Source organism: Pseudomonas sp. 22085 (assembly GCF_052045815.1).
GTDB classification, from domain to species: domain Bacteria; phylum Pseudomonadota; class Gammaproteobacteria; order Pseudomonadales; family Pseudomonadaceae; genus Aquipseudomonas; species Aquipseudomonas glycinae.
The window spans coordinates 20,151-35,434 of record NZ_JBQEQA010000016.1 but is presented as its reverse complement, the minus strand read 5'-3'; the positions used below and the strand labels follow the sequence as shown (position 1 = coordinate 35,434).

Annotated in this window: 19 protein-coding genes and 1 tRNA gene; 14 read left to right on the top strand and 6 right to left on the bottom strand. The window is 59.4% G+C overall.

The window, feature by feature from the left end; translation table 11 throughout:
* Positions 1 to 25 precede the first annotated feature (25 nt).
* Complete coding sequence (locus ACTJK7_RS19890) at positions 26 to 772, bottom strand: hypothetical protein (protein WP_440779910.1); 747 nt, start codon at positions 770 to 772, stop codon at positions 26 to 28.
* 133 nt (positions 773 to 905) lie between these two features.
* Positions 906 to 1,259, bottom strand: coding sequence for a hypothetical protein (locus ACTJK7_RS19885; protein WP_064383933.1), 354 nt, complete (start codon positions 1,257 to 1,259; stop codon positions 906 to 908).
* 175 nt (positions 1,260 to 1,434) lie between these two features.
* Here ACTJK7_RS19885 and ACTJK7_RS19880 point away from each other — a divergent pair, with 175 nt between their 5' ends.
* Positions 1,435 to 2,127, top strand: a complete 693-nt coding sequence (locus ACTJK7_RS19880) for a hypothetical protein (protein WP_258399132.1) — start codon at positions 1,435 to 1,437, stop codon at positions 2,125 to 2,127.
* Positions 2,128 to 2,151: 24 nt separating this feature from the next.
* Here the strand turns inward: ACTJK7_RS19880 and ACTJK7_RS19875 are convergent, their stop codons facing one another.
* The 3 genes from ACTJK7_RS19875 to ACTJK7_RS19865 form a co-directional block, all read right to left on the bottom strand.
* Positions 2,152 to 2,517, bottom strand: a complete 366-nt coding sequence (locus ACTJK7_RS19875) for a hypothetical protein (RefSeq protein WP_108563187.1) — start codon at positions 2,515 to 2,517, stop codon at positions 2,152 to 2,154.
* A 110-nt stretch (positions 2,518 to 2,627) separates the two neighbouring features.
* Positions 2,628 to 2,957 carry a hypothetical protein gene (locus ACTJK7_RS19870; protein ID WP_007956700.1) on the bottom strand — a complete coding sequence of 110 codons (330 nt, stop codon included), beginning with the start codon at positions 2,955 to 2,957 and terminating at the stop codon, positions 2,628 to 2,630.
* A 93-nt stretch (positions 2,958 to 3,050) separates the two neighbouring features.
* Positions 3,051 to 3,135, bottom strand: a tRNA-Leu gene (locus ACTJK7_RS19865).
* A 108-nt stretch (positions 3,136 to 3,243) separates the two neighbouring features.
* On the opposite strand from ACTJK7_RS19865, the gene queA reads away from it, so the two are divergent.
* The 6 genes from queA (at position 3,244) to ACTJK7_RS19835 (ending at position 9,332) form a co-directional block, all read left to right on the top strand.
* Positions 3,244 to 4,293, top strand: a complete 1,050-nt coding sequence (queA, locus tag ACTJK7_RS19860; protein WP_440779909.1) for a tRNA preQ1(34) S-adenosylmethionine ribosyltransferase-isomerase QueA — start codon at positions 3,244 to 3,246, stop codon at positions 4,291 to 4,293.
* 14 nt (positions 4,294 to 4,307) lie between these two features.
* The gene (gene tgt, locus ACTJK7_RS19855; RefSeq protein ID WP_161794909.1) at positions 4,308 to 5,423 is read left to right on the top strand and encodes a tRNA guanosine(34) transglycosylase Tgt; all 1,116 of its coding nucleotides are present in this window, start codon (positions 4,308 to 4,310) and stop codon (positions 5,421 to 5,423) included.
* Between the two features lie 43 nt (positions 5,424 to 5,466).
* On the top strand, positions 5,467 to 5,802 hold the full coding sequence (gene yajC / locus ACTJK7_RS19850; protein WP_007956696.1) for a preprotein translocase subunit YajC: 336 nt from the start codon (positions 5,467 to 5,469) through the stop codon (positions 5,800 to 5,802).
* 64 nt (positions 5,803 to 5,866) lie between these two features.
* Positions 5,867 to 7,738: a protein translocase subunit SecD gene (gene secD / locus ACTJK7_RS19845; protein WP_011335820.1), complete on the top strand. Its 1,872-nt coding sequence runs from the start codon at positions 5,867 to 5,869 to the stop codon at positions 7,736 to 7,738.
* 9 nt (positions 7,739 to 7,747) lie between these two features.
* A complete protein-coding gene (gene secF, locus ACTJK7_RS19840; protein ID WP_064383915.1) occupies positions 7,748 to 8,662 on the top strand; it encodes a protein translocase subunit SecF in 915 nt (304 codons plus the stop codon).
* 121 nt (positions 8,663 to 8,783) lie between these two features.
* Positions 8,784 to 9,332, top strand: coding sequence for a glycine zipper 2TM domain-containing protein (locus ACTJK7_RS19835; protein ID WP_007956693.1), 549 nt, complete (start codon positions 8,784 to 8,786; stop codon positions 9,330 to 9,332).
* Between the two features lie 97 nt (positions 9,333 to 9,429).
* Here ACTJK7_RS19835 and suhB read toward each other — a convergent pair whose 3' ends face one another.
* A complete protein-coding gene (gene suhB / locus ACTJK7_RS19830) occupies positions 9,430 to 10,248 on the bottom strand; it encodes a type III secretion system regulator SuhB (RefSeq protein WP_007941397.1) in 819 nt (272 codons plus the stop codon).
* Between the two features lie 145 nt (positions 10,249 to 10,393).
* Here suhB and trmJ point away from each other — a divergent pair, with 145 nt between their 5' ends.
* The 7 genes from trmJ (at position 10,394) to hscB (ending at position 15,244) form a co-directional block, all read left to right on the top strand.
* Positions 10,394 to 11,164, top strand: coding sequence for a tRNA (cytosine(32)/uridine(32)-2'-O)-methyltransferase TrmJ (trmJ, locus tag ACTJK7_RS19825; RefSeq protein WP_108563185.1), 771 nt, complete (start codon positions 10,394 to 10,396; stop codon positions 11,162 to 11,164).
* Positions 11,165 to 11,166: 2 nt separating this feature from the next.
* Positions 11,167 to 11,943, top strand: coding sequence for a serine O-acetyltransferase (gene cysE / locus ACTJK7_RS19820; protein WP_007956691.1), 777 nt, complete (start codon positions 11,167 to 11,169; stop codon positions 11,941 to 11,943).
* Between the two features lie 168 nt (positions 11,944 to 12,111).
* Positions 12,112 to 12,603: a Fe-S cluster assembly transcriptional regulator IscR gene (gene iscR / locus ACTJK7_RS19815; RefSeq protein WP_007956690.1), complete on the top strand. Its 492-nt coding sequence runs from the start codon at positions 12,112 to 12,114 to the stop codon at positions 12,601 to 12,603.
* A 50-nt stretch (positions 12,604 to 12,653) separates the two neighbouring features.
* Positions 12,654 to 13,868 (top strand): IscS subfamily cysteine desulfurase, encoded by a 1,215-nt coding sequence (locus ACTJK7_RS19810; protein ID WP_007956689.1) that lies wholly within the window; start codon positions 12,654 to 12,656, stop codon positions 13,866 to 13,868.
* 101 nt (positions 13,869 to 13,969) lie between these two features.
* Positions 13,970 to 14,356, top strand: coding sequence for a Fe-S cluster assembly scaffold IscU (iscU, locus tag ACTJK7_RS19805; protein WP_003227907.1), 387 nt, complete (start codon positions 13,970 to 13,972; stop codon positions 14,354 to 14,356).
* A gap of 34 nt (positions 14,357 to 14,390) precedes the next feature.
* Positions 14,391 to 14,714 (top strand): iron-sulfur cluster assembly protein IscA, encoded by a 324-nt coding sequence (gene iscA / locus ACTJK7_RS19800; protein ID WP_003227904.1) that lies wholly within the window; start codon positions 14,391 to 14,393, stop codon positions 14,712 to 14,714.
* Between the two features lie 8 nt (positions 14,715 to 14,722).
* A complete protein-coding gene (gene hscB / locus ACTJK7_RS19795) occupies positions 14,723 to 15,244 on the top strand; it encodes a co-chaperone HscB (RefSeq protein WP_007956687.1) in 522 nt (173 codons plus the stop codon).
* Positions 15,245 to 15,284: the final 40 nt, after the last annotated feature.

The window sequence follows — 15,284 nt, the reverse complement described above, 5'->3', positions numbered from 1 at the left end:
AGCGCCTCGAACCCTTAAACCAGGCTTAAGAGCCTGTTTTTTCCAGCTTCAACGCCAACAGGCGCCATTCGGCAGGTGTCGCGTCGACGCTTGGCTGTTCCTGTACGGAGCAGTCGAAGCGGTACTTCACATCGTCGCCATTCATGTTCCGCGCGGTGACGGTGTTGCTGAAGGTGTAAACCTGATCCTTGAAGCGTTGCGGTGTCAGGCTTTTGCTGTCGGCAAAGCGGGCAGACGCGGGGAAGCGCAATGTGCTGGTCACGAACGGGCTGCACATGACATACGCGAGCATCGATTTGTCGCCCTGGGCGTCGGCGCGCAGTTTTTTGCTCAGCGCCGTCAGGGCCTTGCGCCCCTCATCGTCACTCTGGTCGATCACGGTTTGCACCGACATCGTCTTCGGCGCGCGACTGGCGTAATTCGGCAGCAACGCGGAATCCGCTGGAGAGGGCTTGTTGTCCGGCTCGATAGCGGCAAACACCGGAGCATCTTTCAGCGCAGCAGGGCTCGCAACCGCCTCGGCTTCCGGCAGCAACGAGGTCGGCTCGGCTTCCCGCTGCGCCACGACGTTTTCAGTCTGCGCGGCTTCGTAGCGATGCGCCGAAGGGAACAATGAAAAAGTGATCGCCAGCACAACCATCGAAACAATGAAACCGCCCGCGACACCGACCAGGTTGGCGTAAAACAGATTCCAGCTGCCGCGGTTTTTCACCACCCAGCGCCACATGAAACCCCAGGCCGCGACAAATGCCAGAAAACGCAGAAACTCCATTCGATCCTTTCCTTAAACCTGCTGAAGCCGGATATCAGCGCCGTTCCGATAACGAGCACTGAAAGATGGGCGGCAAGATATCAAAATAGATTTCTGGCGCCACAAGAACCTTCACACGCCGTGTCGATACAGATCACTTGAGCGCAAAAAACGCCAGAGCGGTAATGCCGGCCACTGTGCCGCAAAGGCCTGCCAGCAGCTGCCGCGCAATCAGGGGCTCGACTTGCGAGCGTCGGGCGACCAGCATCCATACGCCGACCAGCGCGGCGGCGGTCGTCATCATTTCCAGCAATGTGGTCGTCAGACCGGTTACGTGCGGACGGCTCGACCCGAACAGACCGATGTAGAACTCCGAGACCACCAGACCTACCAGCATGCCGCTGGCAGCGCCCAGCAGGTTGGCGAGGAACAGGTTCCAGGTGCCACGATGTTTGACCACCCACACCCACATGGCCACCCAGGCTAAAAGACAAAACGCTGCATCCATCGCACCCCTCCTTTTGAATCAGTTTCGTCAGGCCCATGGCTCCCGGGCCGACACTGGACGGCAAGATAGCAAAATAGTAGCTTCGCGCCACTTTCCTGATTCCTGTAATGGACTACTCATGTCAATAGTCGCCCCTGCTCTACGCCTGCTGTGCGCAATCACTTTCGCCAGCGCCATGACTCCGGCATTCGCCGCCTGGAAAGAGCACCCGGAAAACAGCTGGAAGTATTACCTCGCCAACTGTCAGCGCATGCAGGAAAAAATGGCCGACGTCCAAAGCGGTCGCGTGCCCGGTGCCTTTGAGGTGATGGGCGATCTGGAGAACAGCCAAGGGAGCATGAATGAGCACCGCCCGAACCTGCCGCCCCAGTACCTCGCCTCCCGGGAATTCGCTCAATGCGAAAACGTGGCGGCCGAGGCCGATGCGATGATTGCCCGTGGCAAAGCCGAGTTCGCCGACAGAATGAACCAGGCCGCGGAGCAAGGCCGCATCGCCCACCAGAACTCCCCCGAATACCAACGCGCCCGTTCACTCGGCTACAGCGATGTCGGCGAAATCTCCTTCCTCAAACTTCACGAAGACATGGACGGCGAAGCGCGCCTGAAAACCATGCTGATTACCGTCGATGAAGTCTGCGGCCAATATTTTCGTGCCACGCAATATGTGAAGCCGTATGTGATCTACACCGTGCGGCCGTCGGATGGCGGGTGTGGTGAGGAAAAGCGCGTGGCGATCGTCGGCGGCAGATCGGTGGAGAAGGGCGATTACATCGATGAGCGGGGCGAGTTCCAGTATGTGGGCTGGAAGAAAATTGTCGGCGCGGATGGGTTTGCGACGGATATTCGGGTGTTGAAGGCTCGGCGCTGACTGCAAAGCAGTCACGCCGTCCTGTCACGTGTGGGGGAAATAATTCACCGCCAGAAACAGCAGGGTCGCCATGCCGGCGACCAGGCCACACACCGCGCCGAGCAACTGACGTGCAACCGGATGTTCGGGTTGACGGCGATTGGCAATCCACAGCCATACCCCCGCCAGAACGCCCGCGCTGGTGAGGAACACCACCAGACTGCGATTCAGATTGGGTGTCGCCATCGACGTACCAATGACTGCGTCGTAAATCAGCGTGAACACAATGCCGGTAACCACGCCGCTGCCGGCGCCGGCAAGGTTGGCCAGCAACAGGTTCCACTCACCCCGTTGCTTCACCACCCATAACCAGGTTCCAGCCATCACCAGCAAGCACAACACAGCATCCATTTTGGTTTATTCCCGAGTGCGCGATAACAGAGGCGGTTGACCGGCCTCTGGCGAGTGGACGGCAAGATATCAAAATAGAAGCTGCGCGCCACTTTCTTCATCTGCGTAGCTTAAAGAATGTCCTTCAAATAACCCTTGAGCGCGAGGAGCGGCTGATCCAGTTGCTCCAGCGATTGCGCCTGACTGAAGTCGGTCGACAACTTGTGCAGTTCCCGCCCCAACGGTTTCTCGACGCCACCCAACGCATCCATCGCCAGCGCCAGGCACTCGTTCATCTTGAACTGGATCGTCTCGACATCACCCCGGCGCACCAGCAGTTCGAACACGTCTTTCTGATAGTCACCCATGACCATGTCATCGCGCAGGATCGGGCTCAGGCCTTCTTCCTCGTACGCGAGTTTGAGGGAGAACAGGGCGACGGTTTCCAGTGACGTTTCCATGCGGTGAACCTGTGTGAGATCTCGCCGGAGGGCCGGCGGCACTTTCCGACAGACGAAAAAAAAGGCCTTGCTAAGCAAGACCTTTTCTAATTTTGGTGCCCCGAGGGAGACTCGAACTCCCACTCCTTTCGAAAACGGATTTTGAATCCGCCGCGTCTACCAATTCCGCCATCAGGGCTCAATGGCGGCGAAGTATAGAGAGGTGCCTACCGTTGGTCAATCACGTTTCATGGTCAATTTTCGATATTTCCGCTAGACTTTCCGGCCCTGCTAGACGAACCCCATCATGCGCGTTGCTGACTTTACCTTCGAGCTTCCTGATTCGCTGATTGCCCGCCATCCTTTGGCCGAGCGTCGCGGTAGTCGCCTGTTGACCCTGGATGGGGTCAGCGGCGCCCTGGCACACCGTCAATTCACTGATCTGCTGGAGCATTTGCGCCCCGGCGATCTGATGGTGTTCAACAATACCCGGGTGATTCCGGCGCGGCTTTTCGGGCAGAAGGCGTCCGGCGGCAAGCTGGAAATCCTTGTCGAGCGCGTGCTCGATACCCACCGCGTGCTGGCTCATGTGCGTTCCAGCAAGTCGCCGAAACCGGGCTCGAAGATCCTGATCGACGGCGGCGGCGAAGCCGAGATGCTGGCGCGTCACGATGCGCTGTTCGAGCTGGGATTTGCCGAAGAAGTGCTGCCGCTGCTCGATCGCGTCGGGCACATGCCGTTGCCTCCTTATATAGATCGCCCGGACGAAGGTTCGGATCGCGAGCGCTATCAGACCGTGTATGCCGAGAAGCTCGGCGCGGTGGCGGCGCCGACTGCCGGGCTGCATTTCGATCAGACGCTGATGGAAGCGATCTCCGCCAAGGGCGTCGAGATGGCGTTCGTCACGCTGCACGTCGGCGCCGGCACCTTCCAGCCGGTGCGCGTGGAGAAGATCGAAGATCACCACATGCACACCGAGTGGCTGGAAGTCGGTCAGGATGTGGTCGATGCCGTCGCCGCTTGCCGTGAGCGTGGCGGTCGAGTGATTGCTGTCGGCACCACCAGCGTGCGTTCCCTGGAAAGCGCCGCCCGCGATGGTGTGCTCAAGCCGTTCAGCGGTGACACCGACATTTTTATCTACCCGGGCCGGCCGTTCCATGTGGTCGACGCCCTGGTCACCAATTTCCATTTGCCCGAGTCCACGCTGTTGATGCTGGTTTCGGCGTTCGCCGGTTATCCGGAAACCATGGCCGCCTACAAAGCCGCCGTGGACAACGGATACCGCTTTTTCAGCTACGGTGATGCGATGTTCATCACCCGTAATCCCGCGCCGCGCGGCCCAGAGGAAACAGCATGAGTCGCACCTGTCGTATGTCTTTCGAGTTGCTTGCCACCGATGGCAAGGCTCGTCGTGGTCGTCTGACCTTCCCCCGTGGCACCGTCGAGACCCCGGCCTTCATGCCGGTGGGCACCTACGGCACGGTCAAGGGCATGTTGCCGCGTGACATCGTCGCCACCGGCGCGGAGATCATTCTGGGCAACACTTTCCACCTGTGGCTGCGCCCGGGTACCGAAGTGATCAAGGAGCACGGCGACCTGCACGATTTCATGCAGTGGAAAGGCCCGATCCTGACCGACTCCGGCGGTTTCCAGGTGTTCAGCCTTGGCGCCATGCGCAAGATCAAGGAGGAAGGCGTGACCTTCGCCTCCCCGGTCGACGGCTCGAAAGTGTTCATGGGCCCGGAAGAGTCGATGCAGGTCCAGCGCGACCTGGGCTCGGACATCGTGATGATCTTCGACGAATGCACCCCGTATCCGGCTGACGAAGACGTGGCCCGTGTGTCCATGGAACTGTCGCTGCGCTGGGCCCAGCGTTCGAAGAATGCCCATGGCGACAACACGGCGGCACTGTTCGGCATCGTTCAGGGCGGCATGCACCAGGACCTGCGCATGCGCTCGCTGGAAGGCCTGGACAAGATCGGCTTCGACGGCCTGGCCATCGGCGGTCTGTCGGTGGGCGAACCCAAGCACGAAATGATCAAGGTGCTGGACTATCTGCCGGGCATGATGCCGGCTGACAAACCTCGTTACCTTATGGGCGTTGGCAAACCGGAAGATCTGGTTGAGGGTGTGCGCCGCGGTGTGGACATGTTCGATTGCGTGATGCCAACCCGTAATGCCCGCAACGGGCATCTGTTCATTGATACAGGCGTGCTGAAGATCCGTAACGCGTTCCATCGCCATGATGATTCGCCACTGGATCCGACCTGCGATTGCTATACCTGCCAGAACTTCTCCCGCGCTTATCTGCATCATCTGGACAAGTGCGGCGAAATGCTCGGCAGCATGCTCAATACCATCCACAATTTGCGCCATTATCAGGTGCTGATGGCTGGTTTGCGCGAGGCTATTCAACAGGGTACATTGGCCGCCTTTGTCGATGCCTTCTACGCCAAACGCGGGCTTCCCGTTCCGCCTTTGGACTGAGTTTTCTGACCCCAAGATTCAACATTTGCAACTGGAGTGCTAAATGAGCTTTTTTATCTCTAATGCCATGGCTGACGCGGCTGCACCGGCTGCAGCGCCTATGGGCGGCGGCTTCGAGTGGATTTTCCTGGTCGGCTTCCTGGTCATCTTCTACCTGATGATCTGGCGTCCACAGGCCAAGCGCGCCAAAGAGCAGAAGAACCTGCTGAGCAGCCTGCAGAAGGGCGACGAAGTGGTCACCACCGGCGGCATCGCCGGCAAGATCACCAAAGTGGCCGATGACTTCGTGGTTCTGGAAGTTTCCGACACCGTGGAAATGAAGTTCCAGAAGGGCGCCATCGCCGCCACGCTGCCAAAAGGCACGCTGAAAGCGATCTAAGGTTCCAACTTCTACTCAATCGACGGGGCGCGCAAGGCGCCCCGCGTTCATAACGGGCGGCGTGATGCTGAACAAATATCCTCTGTGGAAATACATTCTGATCCTGGCGGTGCTGGCGATCGGTCTGATTTATTCCGCTCCGAATCTATACCCCGATGACCCGGCCATTCAGATCAGCGGCGCCAGCACGGCCCTGCAGGTCAATCAGGCCGATCTGGATCGCGTGAGCACCGCGCTCAAGGAATCCGGGATCAACGTCAAGGCTTCGAGCCTGGCTGCGAACGGCAAGGGCGGTCTGATCCGTCTGACCAAGGCTGAAGACCAGCTGCCGGCAAAAGACGTTGTTCGCAAGGCATTGGGTGATGACTACGTCGTCGCGCTGAACCTGGCACAAACCACCCCGCAATGGTTGCGCAACCTGGCTGCGCATCCGATGAAGCTGGGTCTGGACTTGTCCGGTGGTGTGCACTTCCTGCTGGAAGTGGACATGGACAAAGCCCTCGACGCCCGCCTGAAAGTCTACGAAGGCGACGTCAAGAGCCTGCTGCGCAAAGAGAAACTGCGTTATCGCAGCCTGCCGCAACTCAATGGCGCCATTCAGCTGGGCTTCAGCGATGCTGATTCCCGCGAACAGGCCCGTGCGCTGATCCGCAAGAATTTCAACGATTTCGACATTGTGCCGGCCGATCTCAATGGTCAACCGGTGCTGCGTCTGGCGATGACCCCGGCCAAGCTGGCGGAAATCCGTGAATACTCCATCAAGCAGAACCTGACCACGGTCCGTAACCGCGTCAACGAGCTGGGTGTTGCCGAACCGATCGTCCAGCGTCAGGGCGCCAACCGTATCGTGGTTGAGCTGCCGGGCGTGCAGGACACTGCCGAAGCCAAGCGTATCCTCGGCAAGACGGCCAACCTGGAGTTTCGTCTGGCTGCAGAGCCGGGCGCTTCGAAAGCCACTTCCGAGACCTTCGAATTCCGTGAAGGCAAGCGTCCTCCTGCGCAGATCGAGCGTGGCCTGATCATCACCGGTGACCAGGTGACTGACGCCAAGGCCGGTTTTGATTCGCAGCACGGTACGCCTGAAGTGAACATCCGCCTGGATGGTCACGGTGGTGATCTGATGAACCGCGCGACCCGCAGCAACGTCGGTCGCAGCATGGCGGTGATCTTCATCGAACAGCGCCCGGTCACTACTTACGTCAAGCAAGTGGTCGACGGCGTCGAAAAAGACGTGCCGGTGCAGACCTTCAAGGAAGAGAAGAAAATCATCAGCCTGGCGACCATTCAGTCGCCGCTGGGTGCGCAGTTCCGTATCACCGGCCTGAACGGCCAGGGCGAGTCGTCCGAACTGGCGCTGTTGCTGCGTGCCGGTGGTCTGGCTGCTCCGATGTACTTTGCTGAAGAACGCACCATCGGCCCGAGCCTGGGTGCGGACAACATCACCAAGGGTATCGATGCATCGCTGTGGGGCATGTTGTTCGTCTCGCTGTTCATCATCGCCATCTACCGCTTCTTCGGCCTGATCGCCACCGTTGCACTGGCGGTGAACATGGTGTTGCTGCTGGCGCTGATGTCGCTGCTGGGGGCTACGCTGACCCTGCCGGGTATCGCCGGTATCGTGTTGACCATGGGTATGGCGGTCGATGCCAACGTGCTGATCTTCTCGCGGATTCGTGAAGAGATCGCCGCCGGCATGACCGTGCAACGTGCAATCAACGAAGGCTTCGGCCGGGCATTCACTGCGATTCTCGACGCCAACCTGACCACCTTGCTGGTCGGCGGCATCCTCTTCGCCATGGGCACCGGCCCGGTGAAAGGCTTTGCAGTGACCATGTCCCTCGGGATCTTTACCTCGATGTTCACGGCCATCATGGTGACCCGCGCAATGGTCAACCTGATCTTTGGCGGACGTGACTTCAAGAAGTTGTGGATTTAAGGGGCTGCCATGTTACGTACAATCAACTTCATGGGCGTCCGCAACTTTGCGTTCGGCGTCACCGTATTTCTGACCTTGCTGGCAATCTTCAGTGTGTTCCACAAGGGCATGAACTGGGGGCTGGACTTCACCGGTGGTACGCTCATCGAGCTGACCTACGAGCGTCCGGCTGACGTCACCAAGGTGCGCGAGCAACTGGTGACCTCGGGTTACCACGAGGCCGTCGTGCAGAACTTCGGTGCAACCACCGACCTGCTGGTGCGTATGCCGGGTGAAGACCCGCAACTGGGGCATCAGGTTGCAGAAGCGCTGCAAAAGGTCGGTGGCGATAACCCCGCTACCGTCAAGCGTGTCGAGTTCGTCGGCCCGCAGGTCGGTGAAGAGCTGCGTGACCAGGGCGGCCTCGGCATGCTGCTGGCACTCGGCGGCATCCTGATCTACCTGGCTTTCCGCTTTCAGTGGAAGTTCGCGGTCGGCGCCATCGTATCGCTGATCCACGACGTGATCGTGACCATCGGTATCCTGTCGTTTTTCCAGATCACCTTCGACCTGACGGTGTTGGCGGCGGTGCTGGCGATCATCGGCTACTCGCTCAACGACACCATCGTCGTATTCGACCGGGTGCGTGAGAACTTCCGTGTCCTGCGCAAGGCTTCGCTGATCGAGAACATCAACATCTCGACGACTCAGACCTTGCTGCGGACCATGGCGACGTCGATCTCCACCCTGCTGGCGATCGCGGCGCTGCTGTTCTTTGGTGGCGATAACCTGTTCGGCTTCTCCATCGCCCTGTTTATCGGTGTTCTGGCGGGTACCTACTCGTCGATCTACATCGCGAACGTGGTGTTGATCTGGCTGAACCTGAGCACTGAAGATCTCATTCCTCCGGCCAACACCGAGAAGGAAGTCGACGACCGTCCATAACGGCCATCGATTTTCCGGCGGTCAGTCAAAAAAGACGCGAGTTGAACTCGCGTCTTTTTTTTTGCTCCAAGGCTGGGAGAAGCGCGGGCGCGTTCCCGCATGTGATGGTCAGGAGGTTCATGTGAACAAGTCGTTGCTGGTTGGTGCGGTATTGGGTGCTGTCGGTGTGACTGCCGGGGGTGCTGTTGCCACCTACAGCCTGGTTAAAAGCGGCCCTGAGTATGCGCAAGTGCTGGCCGTAGAGCCGGTCAAAACACAGATCAAGACTCCACGTGAAGTGTGCAAGGATGTGACGGTGACCCGGCAGGCGCCGGTGAAAGATCAGCACCAGATCGCCGGCACCGTGGTCGGTGCGCTGGCAGGTGGTCTGCTGGGTAATCAGATCGGCGGCGGCACCGGCAAGAAGATTGCCACCGTGGCCGGTGCGGTCGGTGGTGGTTACGCCGGCAACAAGGTTCAGGAGGGTATGCAGGAGCGTGATACCTACACCACGACTCAGACTCGCTGTAACACGGTGAATGACATCAGCGACAAGGTTGTGGGCTACGACGTCCGGTATTCGCTGGATGGGAAGGAAGGCAAGGTGCGGATGGATCGTGATCCGGGCAACCAGATTCCGGTCGACAAGGAAGGCAAGCTGATCCTGTCGCAGAACGAGCCAGGCCAGTGATTGGTTGATGGCTTATAAAAAAAGCACCCTTCGGGGTGCTTTTTCATGCCCATAAAAAAACACCCCGAAGGGTGTTTTTTTTGGTTTCGCGAAACGCTTAGCGCTTCAGCGAGGCCGGCAGGTGCGGCTGGATCGCCGTCAGAACTGCCTTGAAGCATTTGGTGTTGCCGGCAACGACGTGGCCTTTTTCAAGGAAGTCGTGACCGCCGGTGAAGTCGCTCACCAGGCCGCCTGCTTCCTGAATCAGCAGGGCGCCAGCGGCCATGTCCCACTCCGACAGGCCCGACTCCCAGAACGCGTCGAAACGGCCGGCGGCTACGTAAGCCAGGTCCAGGCTTGCCGAACCGGCGCGGCGGATGCCGGCAGTCTGGCCAACCAGGGCGCGGAACATGCCCAGGTAGTTGTCGAGGTTGTCCATCTGGTCGTCACGGAACGGGAAACCGGTACCGAGCAGAGCGCCGTCCAGGCTGGTACGACCGCTGACACGCAGGCGACGACCGTTCAGTTGAGCGCCGCGACCACGGCTGGCGGTGAATTCTTCCTGGCGAACCGGATCCAGAACAACGGCGTGTTCCAGGCGACCACGGTATTTGCAGGCAATGCTGACAGCGAAGTGAGGAATGCCGCGCAGGAAGTTGGTGGTGCCGTCCAATGGATCGATGATCCACAGGTATTCTTCGCCTTCGATGCCGGTGCCGGCGTGCAGGCCGGTCTCTTCACCCATGATCGAGTGATTCGGGTAAGCCTTGCGCAGGGCGTCGATGATTTTCTGTTCGGCGGCGCGATCGACCTCGGATACGTAATCCTTGGCGTCTTTTTCGTCGACCTTGATGGTATCCAGGCGCTCGATGGAGCGGAAGATCAGTTCACTGGCGCTGCGGGCGGCGCGCAGCGCGATATTCAGCATGGGCTGCATGGATGTGTCACCTAAGGTTGTTAAAGAAAGCCGCGCATTCTATCAGAACTTTTCTTCAGGTGAAGGTCGCTGTTCGCTTTCATAGCTTAACGGTAGGCTGTTCTGTAAGATTTGCACCCCTTTGCCGAGTCCGAGAGCGCCCGCCGTGCTGCAAAATATTCGTGTCGTCCTGGTCAACACCAGCCATCCGGGAAACATCGGCGGGACCGCGCGCGCCATGAAAAACATGGGTCTGTCGCGCTTGGTGCTGGTTGATCCGCGCGTCTTTCCGCATCACGAAGCCGATGCCCGCGCTTCCGGTGCCGGTGACATCCTTGAAAACGCGCAAGTCGTCGCCACCTTGGAAGACGCCCTGGTCGGTTGCAATCTGGTGCTCGGCACCAGTGCCCGTGACCGGCGCATTCCCTGGCCATTGCTGGATCCGCGCGAGTGCGGGACCAAAGTGGTCGAGGAGGCCGGGCAGGGCGCGGAGATCGCGCTGGTGTTCGGTCGTGAAGATTCCGGCCTGACCAATGACGAGCTGCAGCGATGTCACTATCACGTGCACATCCCCTCCGATCCTGAATTCAGCTCGCTGAACCTCGGGGCGGCGGTGCAGGTGTTGAGTTATGAAGTGCGCATGGCGTGGCTGGCTGCACAAGGCCAGCCGAGCAAGATCGAGAAGGAAGAAGTGGCCTCCGTGAAAAGCGCAGAGCTTGCGACCATGGATGAGCTGGAGCGGTTCTATGAGCACCTGGAGCAGACCCTGGTGGCCATCGAATTCCTTGATCCGGAAAAGCCGCGGCACTTGATGGCGCGCCTGCGCCGGTTGTACGGACGCAGCTCGGTCAGCCGGGCGGAAATGAATATTTTGCGAGGCATCCTCACGGAAACCCAGAAAGCGGCCCGTGGCGAGCTTCTTAAGCGGAAGGATTAATGATGTTCGAGCGTTTGCGTGAAGATATCCAGAGCGTATTCCACCGAGACCCGGCGGCGCGTAACGCTTTTGAAGTCCTGACCTGCTACCCCGGCATGCATGCGATCTGGATTCATCGACTGGCCGGGATGCTCTGGCGCAATGATCTGAAATGGCTGGCGCGGCTGGTGTCGAACTTCGGTCGCTGGCTGACCGGGATCGAGATCCATCCGGGGGCCAAGGTCGGTCGACGCTTCTTCATCGACCATGGCATGGGTATCGTGATTGGTGAAACCGCTGAAATCGGCGATGACGTGACGATCTATCAGGGCGTGACCCTGGGCGGTACCAGCTGGAACAAGGGCAAGCGTCATCCGACCCTCGGTGATGGCGTTGTGGTGGGGGCAGGTGCGAAGGTGCTCGGCCCGTTCACTGTGGGTGCTGGCGCCAAGGTCGGGTCCAATGCTGTCGTCACCAAAGAAGTGCCACCGGGTGCCACTGTGGTGGGGATTCCGGGCCGGATCATCGTCAAATCCGATGATGAGGCTGACGCCAAGCGCAAGGCGATGGCCGAGAAGATCGGCTTCGATGCCTATGGTGTCAGCGAGGACATGCCCGATCCGGTGGCGCGTGCCATCGGCCAGTTGCTCGATCACCTGCAAGCGGTGGACGGACGTCTGGAGGGGATGTGCGGCGCGCTGAAGGATCTGGGCAGTAATTACTGTGCGAAAGATCTGCCCGAGCTGCGTGAAGAAGACTTCGCCTGCGTCAAGGGCAAGGACGAATCCAAGCTCCACTGACGCACTTGCAGGGCTGCTGCCGACCGGTGTGCCATTAGGCCGCAGACCCTGCTATCATTCGCGCGCTCTTTTGCGGGTAAACCCGACTAAAGCACTAGGTCTTATAGTTGACTTAAATGCTCGGGAATTGCATACTCCCGCCCATTCCGAACTCCGTGGTAATTGTCCATGCGACTGACTACAAAAGGCCGATACGCCGTGACCGCCATGCTTGACCTGGCGTTGCACGCGCAACACGGGCCGGTGTCCCTGGCCGATATCTCCGAGCGCCAAGGCATCTCCCTGTCCTATCTCGAACAGCTTTTCGCCAAGCTGCGCCGCAGTAACCTGGTTTCCAGCGTTCGCGGTCCGGGCGGTGGCTACCAGTTGTCCCGCGACATGCAGGGCATCCAGGTGGCTCAGGTGATCGATGCGGTGAACGAATCGGTCGATGCAACAAAATGCCAGGGCCAGGGCGACTGCCACTCCGGTGACACCTGCCTGACCCATCACCTGTGGTGCGACCTGAGCCTGCAGATTCACGAATTTCTCAGCGGTATCAGCTTGGCCGACCTCGTAACTCGCCGTGAGGTGCAGGAAGTGGCCCAGCGTCAGGATCAGCGTCGTTGCAATGGCAAGGCGCCGCGCCTGGACAAGATTGAAGCGTCCGCCGTCGAATGACAGCCAGAGAGCTAGCGGCACGCCAGCCAGCCTGATTTAGGAGATAGTCCATGAAATTGCCGATTTACCTTGATTACTCTGCGACCACCCCGGTCGATCCGCGCGTTGCGCAAAAAATGAGTGAATGCCTGCTGGTCGACGGAAACTTCGGTAACCCGGCGTCCCGTTCCCACGTGTTCGGCTGGAAAGCCGAAGAGTCCGTCGAAAACGCCCGTCGTCAGGTGGCCGATCTGGTCAACGCCGACCCGCGTGAAATCGTCTGGACCTCCGGTGCCACCGAGTCCGACAACCTGGCAATCAAGGGTGCGGCACATTTCTACGCCTCCAAGGGCAAGCACCTGATCACCTCCAAGATCGAACACAAGGCTGTCCTCGACACCATGCGCCAACTGGAGCGTGAAGGTTTCGAAGTCACCTACCTCGATCCGACCGAAGATGGCCTGATCACCCCGGCCATGATCGAAGCCGCGCTGCGCGAAGACACCATCCTGGTGTCGGTAATGCACGTGAACAACGAAATCGGCACCGTCAACGATATCGCCGCCATCGGTGAGCTGCTTCGTTCCAAAGGCATCCTGTTCCACGTCGACGCCGCTCAGTCCACCGGCAAGGTCGAAATCGACCTGCAGAAACTGAAAGTCGACATGATGTCTTTCTCCGCCCACAAGACCTACGGCCCCAAAGGCATCGGCGCGCTGTACGTCAGCCGCAAGCCGCGTGTGCGCATCGAAGCGACCATGCACGGTGGCGGTCACGAGCGCGGCATGCGTTCCGGCACCCTGGCAACCCACCAGATCGTTGGCATGGGCGAAGCGTTCCGTGTGGCCAAGGAAGACATGGCTGCCGAAAACGTCCGTATCAAAGCGTTGAGCGACCGTTTCTACAAGCAGGTCGAGCACCTGGAAGAGCTGTACGTCAACGGCAGCCTGACCGCCCGCGTTCCGCACAACCTGAACCTGAGCTTCAACTACGTTGAAGGCGAGTCGCTGATCATGGCGCTCAAGGATCTGGCGGTTTCGTCCGGTTCGGCCTGCACCTCGGCGTCGCTTGAGCCTTCGTACGTACTGCGCGCCCTGGGCCGCAACGACGAACTGGCACACAGCTCGATCCGTTTCACCTTCGGCCGTTTCACCACCGAAGAAGAAATCGACTACGCCGCGCAGAAAGTCTGCGAGGCCGTTACCAAGCTGCGCGCTCTGTCGCCGCTGTGGGACATGTACAAAGACGGCGTCGATATCTCGAAGATCGAGTGGGCGGCACACTAAATATAGAAGCCGCCGGATACAGATCCTGTAGCGACGCGGCGGTTTACGCAGCGCAGTTGCAGGGTCTCAAGAGCGGCCCTGATGAGTGAGGATTGAGAATCATGGCTTACAGCGAAAAGGTCATCGACCACTACGAAAACCCGCGCAACGTCGGCAAGATGAACGCGGAAGATCCTGATGTCGGCACCGGCATGGTCGGCGCTCCGGCGTGCGGCGACGTGATGCGTCTGCAAATCAAGGTCAACGATCAGGGCGTTATCGAAGATGCCAAGTTCAAGACCTACGGCTGCGGTTCGGCTATCGCCTCCAGCTCCCTCGCTACCGAGTGGATGAAGGGCAAGACCCTGGACGAAGCTGAAACCATCAAGAACACTCAGCTGGCCGAAGAACTGGCCCTGCCGCCAGTGAAAATCCACTGCTCGGTTCTCGCTGAAGACGCCATCAAGGCGGCCGTTCGCGATTACAAGCAGAAGAAAGGCTTGATCTGACTTTCAAGATTTGGCGACGAGTAAGGAGTCAACGATGGCTATCAGCATGACAGAAGCGGCTGCTCGACACGTGCGGCGCTCCCTCGACGGGCGCGGCAAGGGTGAAGGGATTCGTCTGGGTGTTCGCACCACAGGCTGTTCCGGCCTTGCCTACGTGCTGGAGTTTGTCGACGAGGTGGTTGCAGAAGATCAGGTGTTCGAAAGTCACGGCGAGAAAGTGATCATCGACCCGAAAAGCCTGGCCTACCTCGACGGCACCGAGCTCGACTTCGTCAAGGAAGGATTGAACGAAGGCTTCAAGTTCAACAATCCCAACGTACGCGGTGAATGTGGCTGCGGCGAAAGCTTCAACATCTGAGGCTTGTCGTGGGTATTCCTTGTCATTTCGCTTTATTCGAGCTGCAACCGGGCTTTCGTCTGGATCTCGAGCAGTTGGCCACGCGCTATCGTGAGCTGGCGCGCGGTGTTCATCCTGACCGCTTTGCCGATGCTTCCGAGCGCGAGCAGCGGTCGGCGCTGGAGCAGTCTGCTCGGCTCAATGATGCCTACCAGACACTCAAGAGTCCGGCCCAGCGTGCACGCTACCTGCTGACCATCAGCGGGCATGAAGTGCCGATGGAAGTCACCGTCCACGATCCCGAGTTTCTTCTGCAGCAGATGCAATGGCGCGAAGAGCTCGAAGATCTGCAGGACAGTGCCGACCTGGACGGTGTCGCGGCTTTCAAGCGTCGCCTGAAAACCGCCCAGGAAGAGCTCAACGAAAGCTTCGCAGCCTGTTGGGATGATGCAGCGCAACGCGAACAGGCCGAACGCCTGATGCGGCGCATGCAGTTCCTCGACAAGCTCACCTACGAAGTGCGCCAGTTAGAAGAGCGCCTCGACGATTAACCCAGTGCCGCTCCGGTCGCACGCCTGATATACAGATAAG

Excerpts from the sequence above, each read along its gene's own strand:
- iscA (WP_003227904.1), top strand. The coding sequence starts at position 14,391 with ATGGCTATCAGCATGACAGAAGCGGCTGCTCGACACGTGCGGCGCTCC.
- ACTJK7_RS19810 (WP_007956689.1), top strand. The coding sequence starts at position 12,654 with ATGAAATTGCCGATTTACCTTGATTACTCTGCGACCACCCCGGTCGAT.
- ACTJK7_RS19875 (WP_108563187.1), bottom strand. The coding sequence starts at position 2,517 with ATGGATGCTGTGTTGTGCTTGCTGGTGATGGCTGGAACCTGGTTATGG.
- tgt (WP_161794909.1), top strand. The coding sequence starts at position 4,308 with ATGTCTTTCGAGTTGCTTGCCACCGATGGCAAGGCTCGTCGTGGTCGT.
- ACTJK7_RS19880 (WP_258399132.1), top strand. The coding sequence starts at position 1,435 with ATGACTCCGGCATTCGCCGCCTGGAAAGAGCACCCGGAAAACAGCTGG.
- yajC (WP_007956696.1), top strand. The coding sequence starts at position 5,467 with ATGAGCTTTTTTATCTCTAATGCCATGGCTGACGCGGCTGCACCGGCT.
- ACTJK7_RS19890 (WP_440779910.1), bottom strand. The coding sequence starts at position 772 with ATGGAGTTTCTGCGTTTTCTGGCATTTGTCGCGGCCTGGGGTTTCATG.
- ACTJK7_RS19885 (WP_064383933.1), bottom strand. The coding sequence starts at position 1,259 with ATGGATGCAGCGTTTTGTCTTTTAGCCTGGGTGGCCATGTGGGTGTGG.
- ACTJK7_RS19870 (WP_007956700.1), bottom strand. The coding sequence starts at position 2,957 with ATGGAAACGTCACTGGAAACCGTCGCCCTGTTCTCCCTCAAACTCGCG.
- cysE (WP_007956691.1), top strand. The coding sequence starts at position 11,167 with ATGTTCGAGCGTTTGCGTGAAGATATCCAGAGCGTATTCCACCGAGAC.
- suhB (WP_007941397.1), bottom strand. The coding sequence starts at position 10,248 with ATGCAGCCCATGCTGAATATCGCGCTGCGCGCCGCCCGCAGCGCCAGT.
- queA (WP_440779909.1), top strand. The coding sequence starts at position 3,244 with ATGCGCGTTGCTGACTTTACCTTCGAGCTTCCTGATTCGCTGATTGCC.
- secD (WP_011335820.1), top strand. The coding sequence starts at position 5,867 with ATGCTGAACAAATATCCTCTGTGGAAATACATTCTGATCCTGGCGGTG.
- secF (WP_064383915.1), top strand. The coding sequence starts at position 7,748 with ATGTTACGTACAATCAACTTCATGGGCGTCCGCAACTTTGCGTTCGGC.
- iscR (WP_007956690.1), top strand. The coding sequence starts at position 12,112 with ATGCGACTGACTACAAAAGGCCGATACGCCGTGACCGCCATGCTTGAC.
- iscU (WP_003227907.1), top strand. The coding sequence starts at position 13,970 with ATGGCTTACAGCGAAAAGGTCATCGACCACTACGAAAACCCGCGCAAC.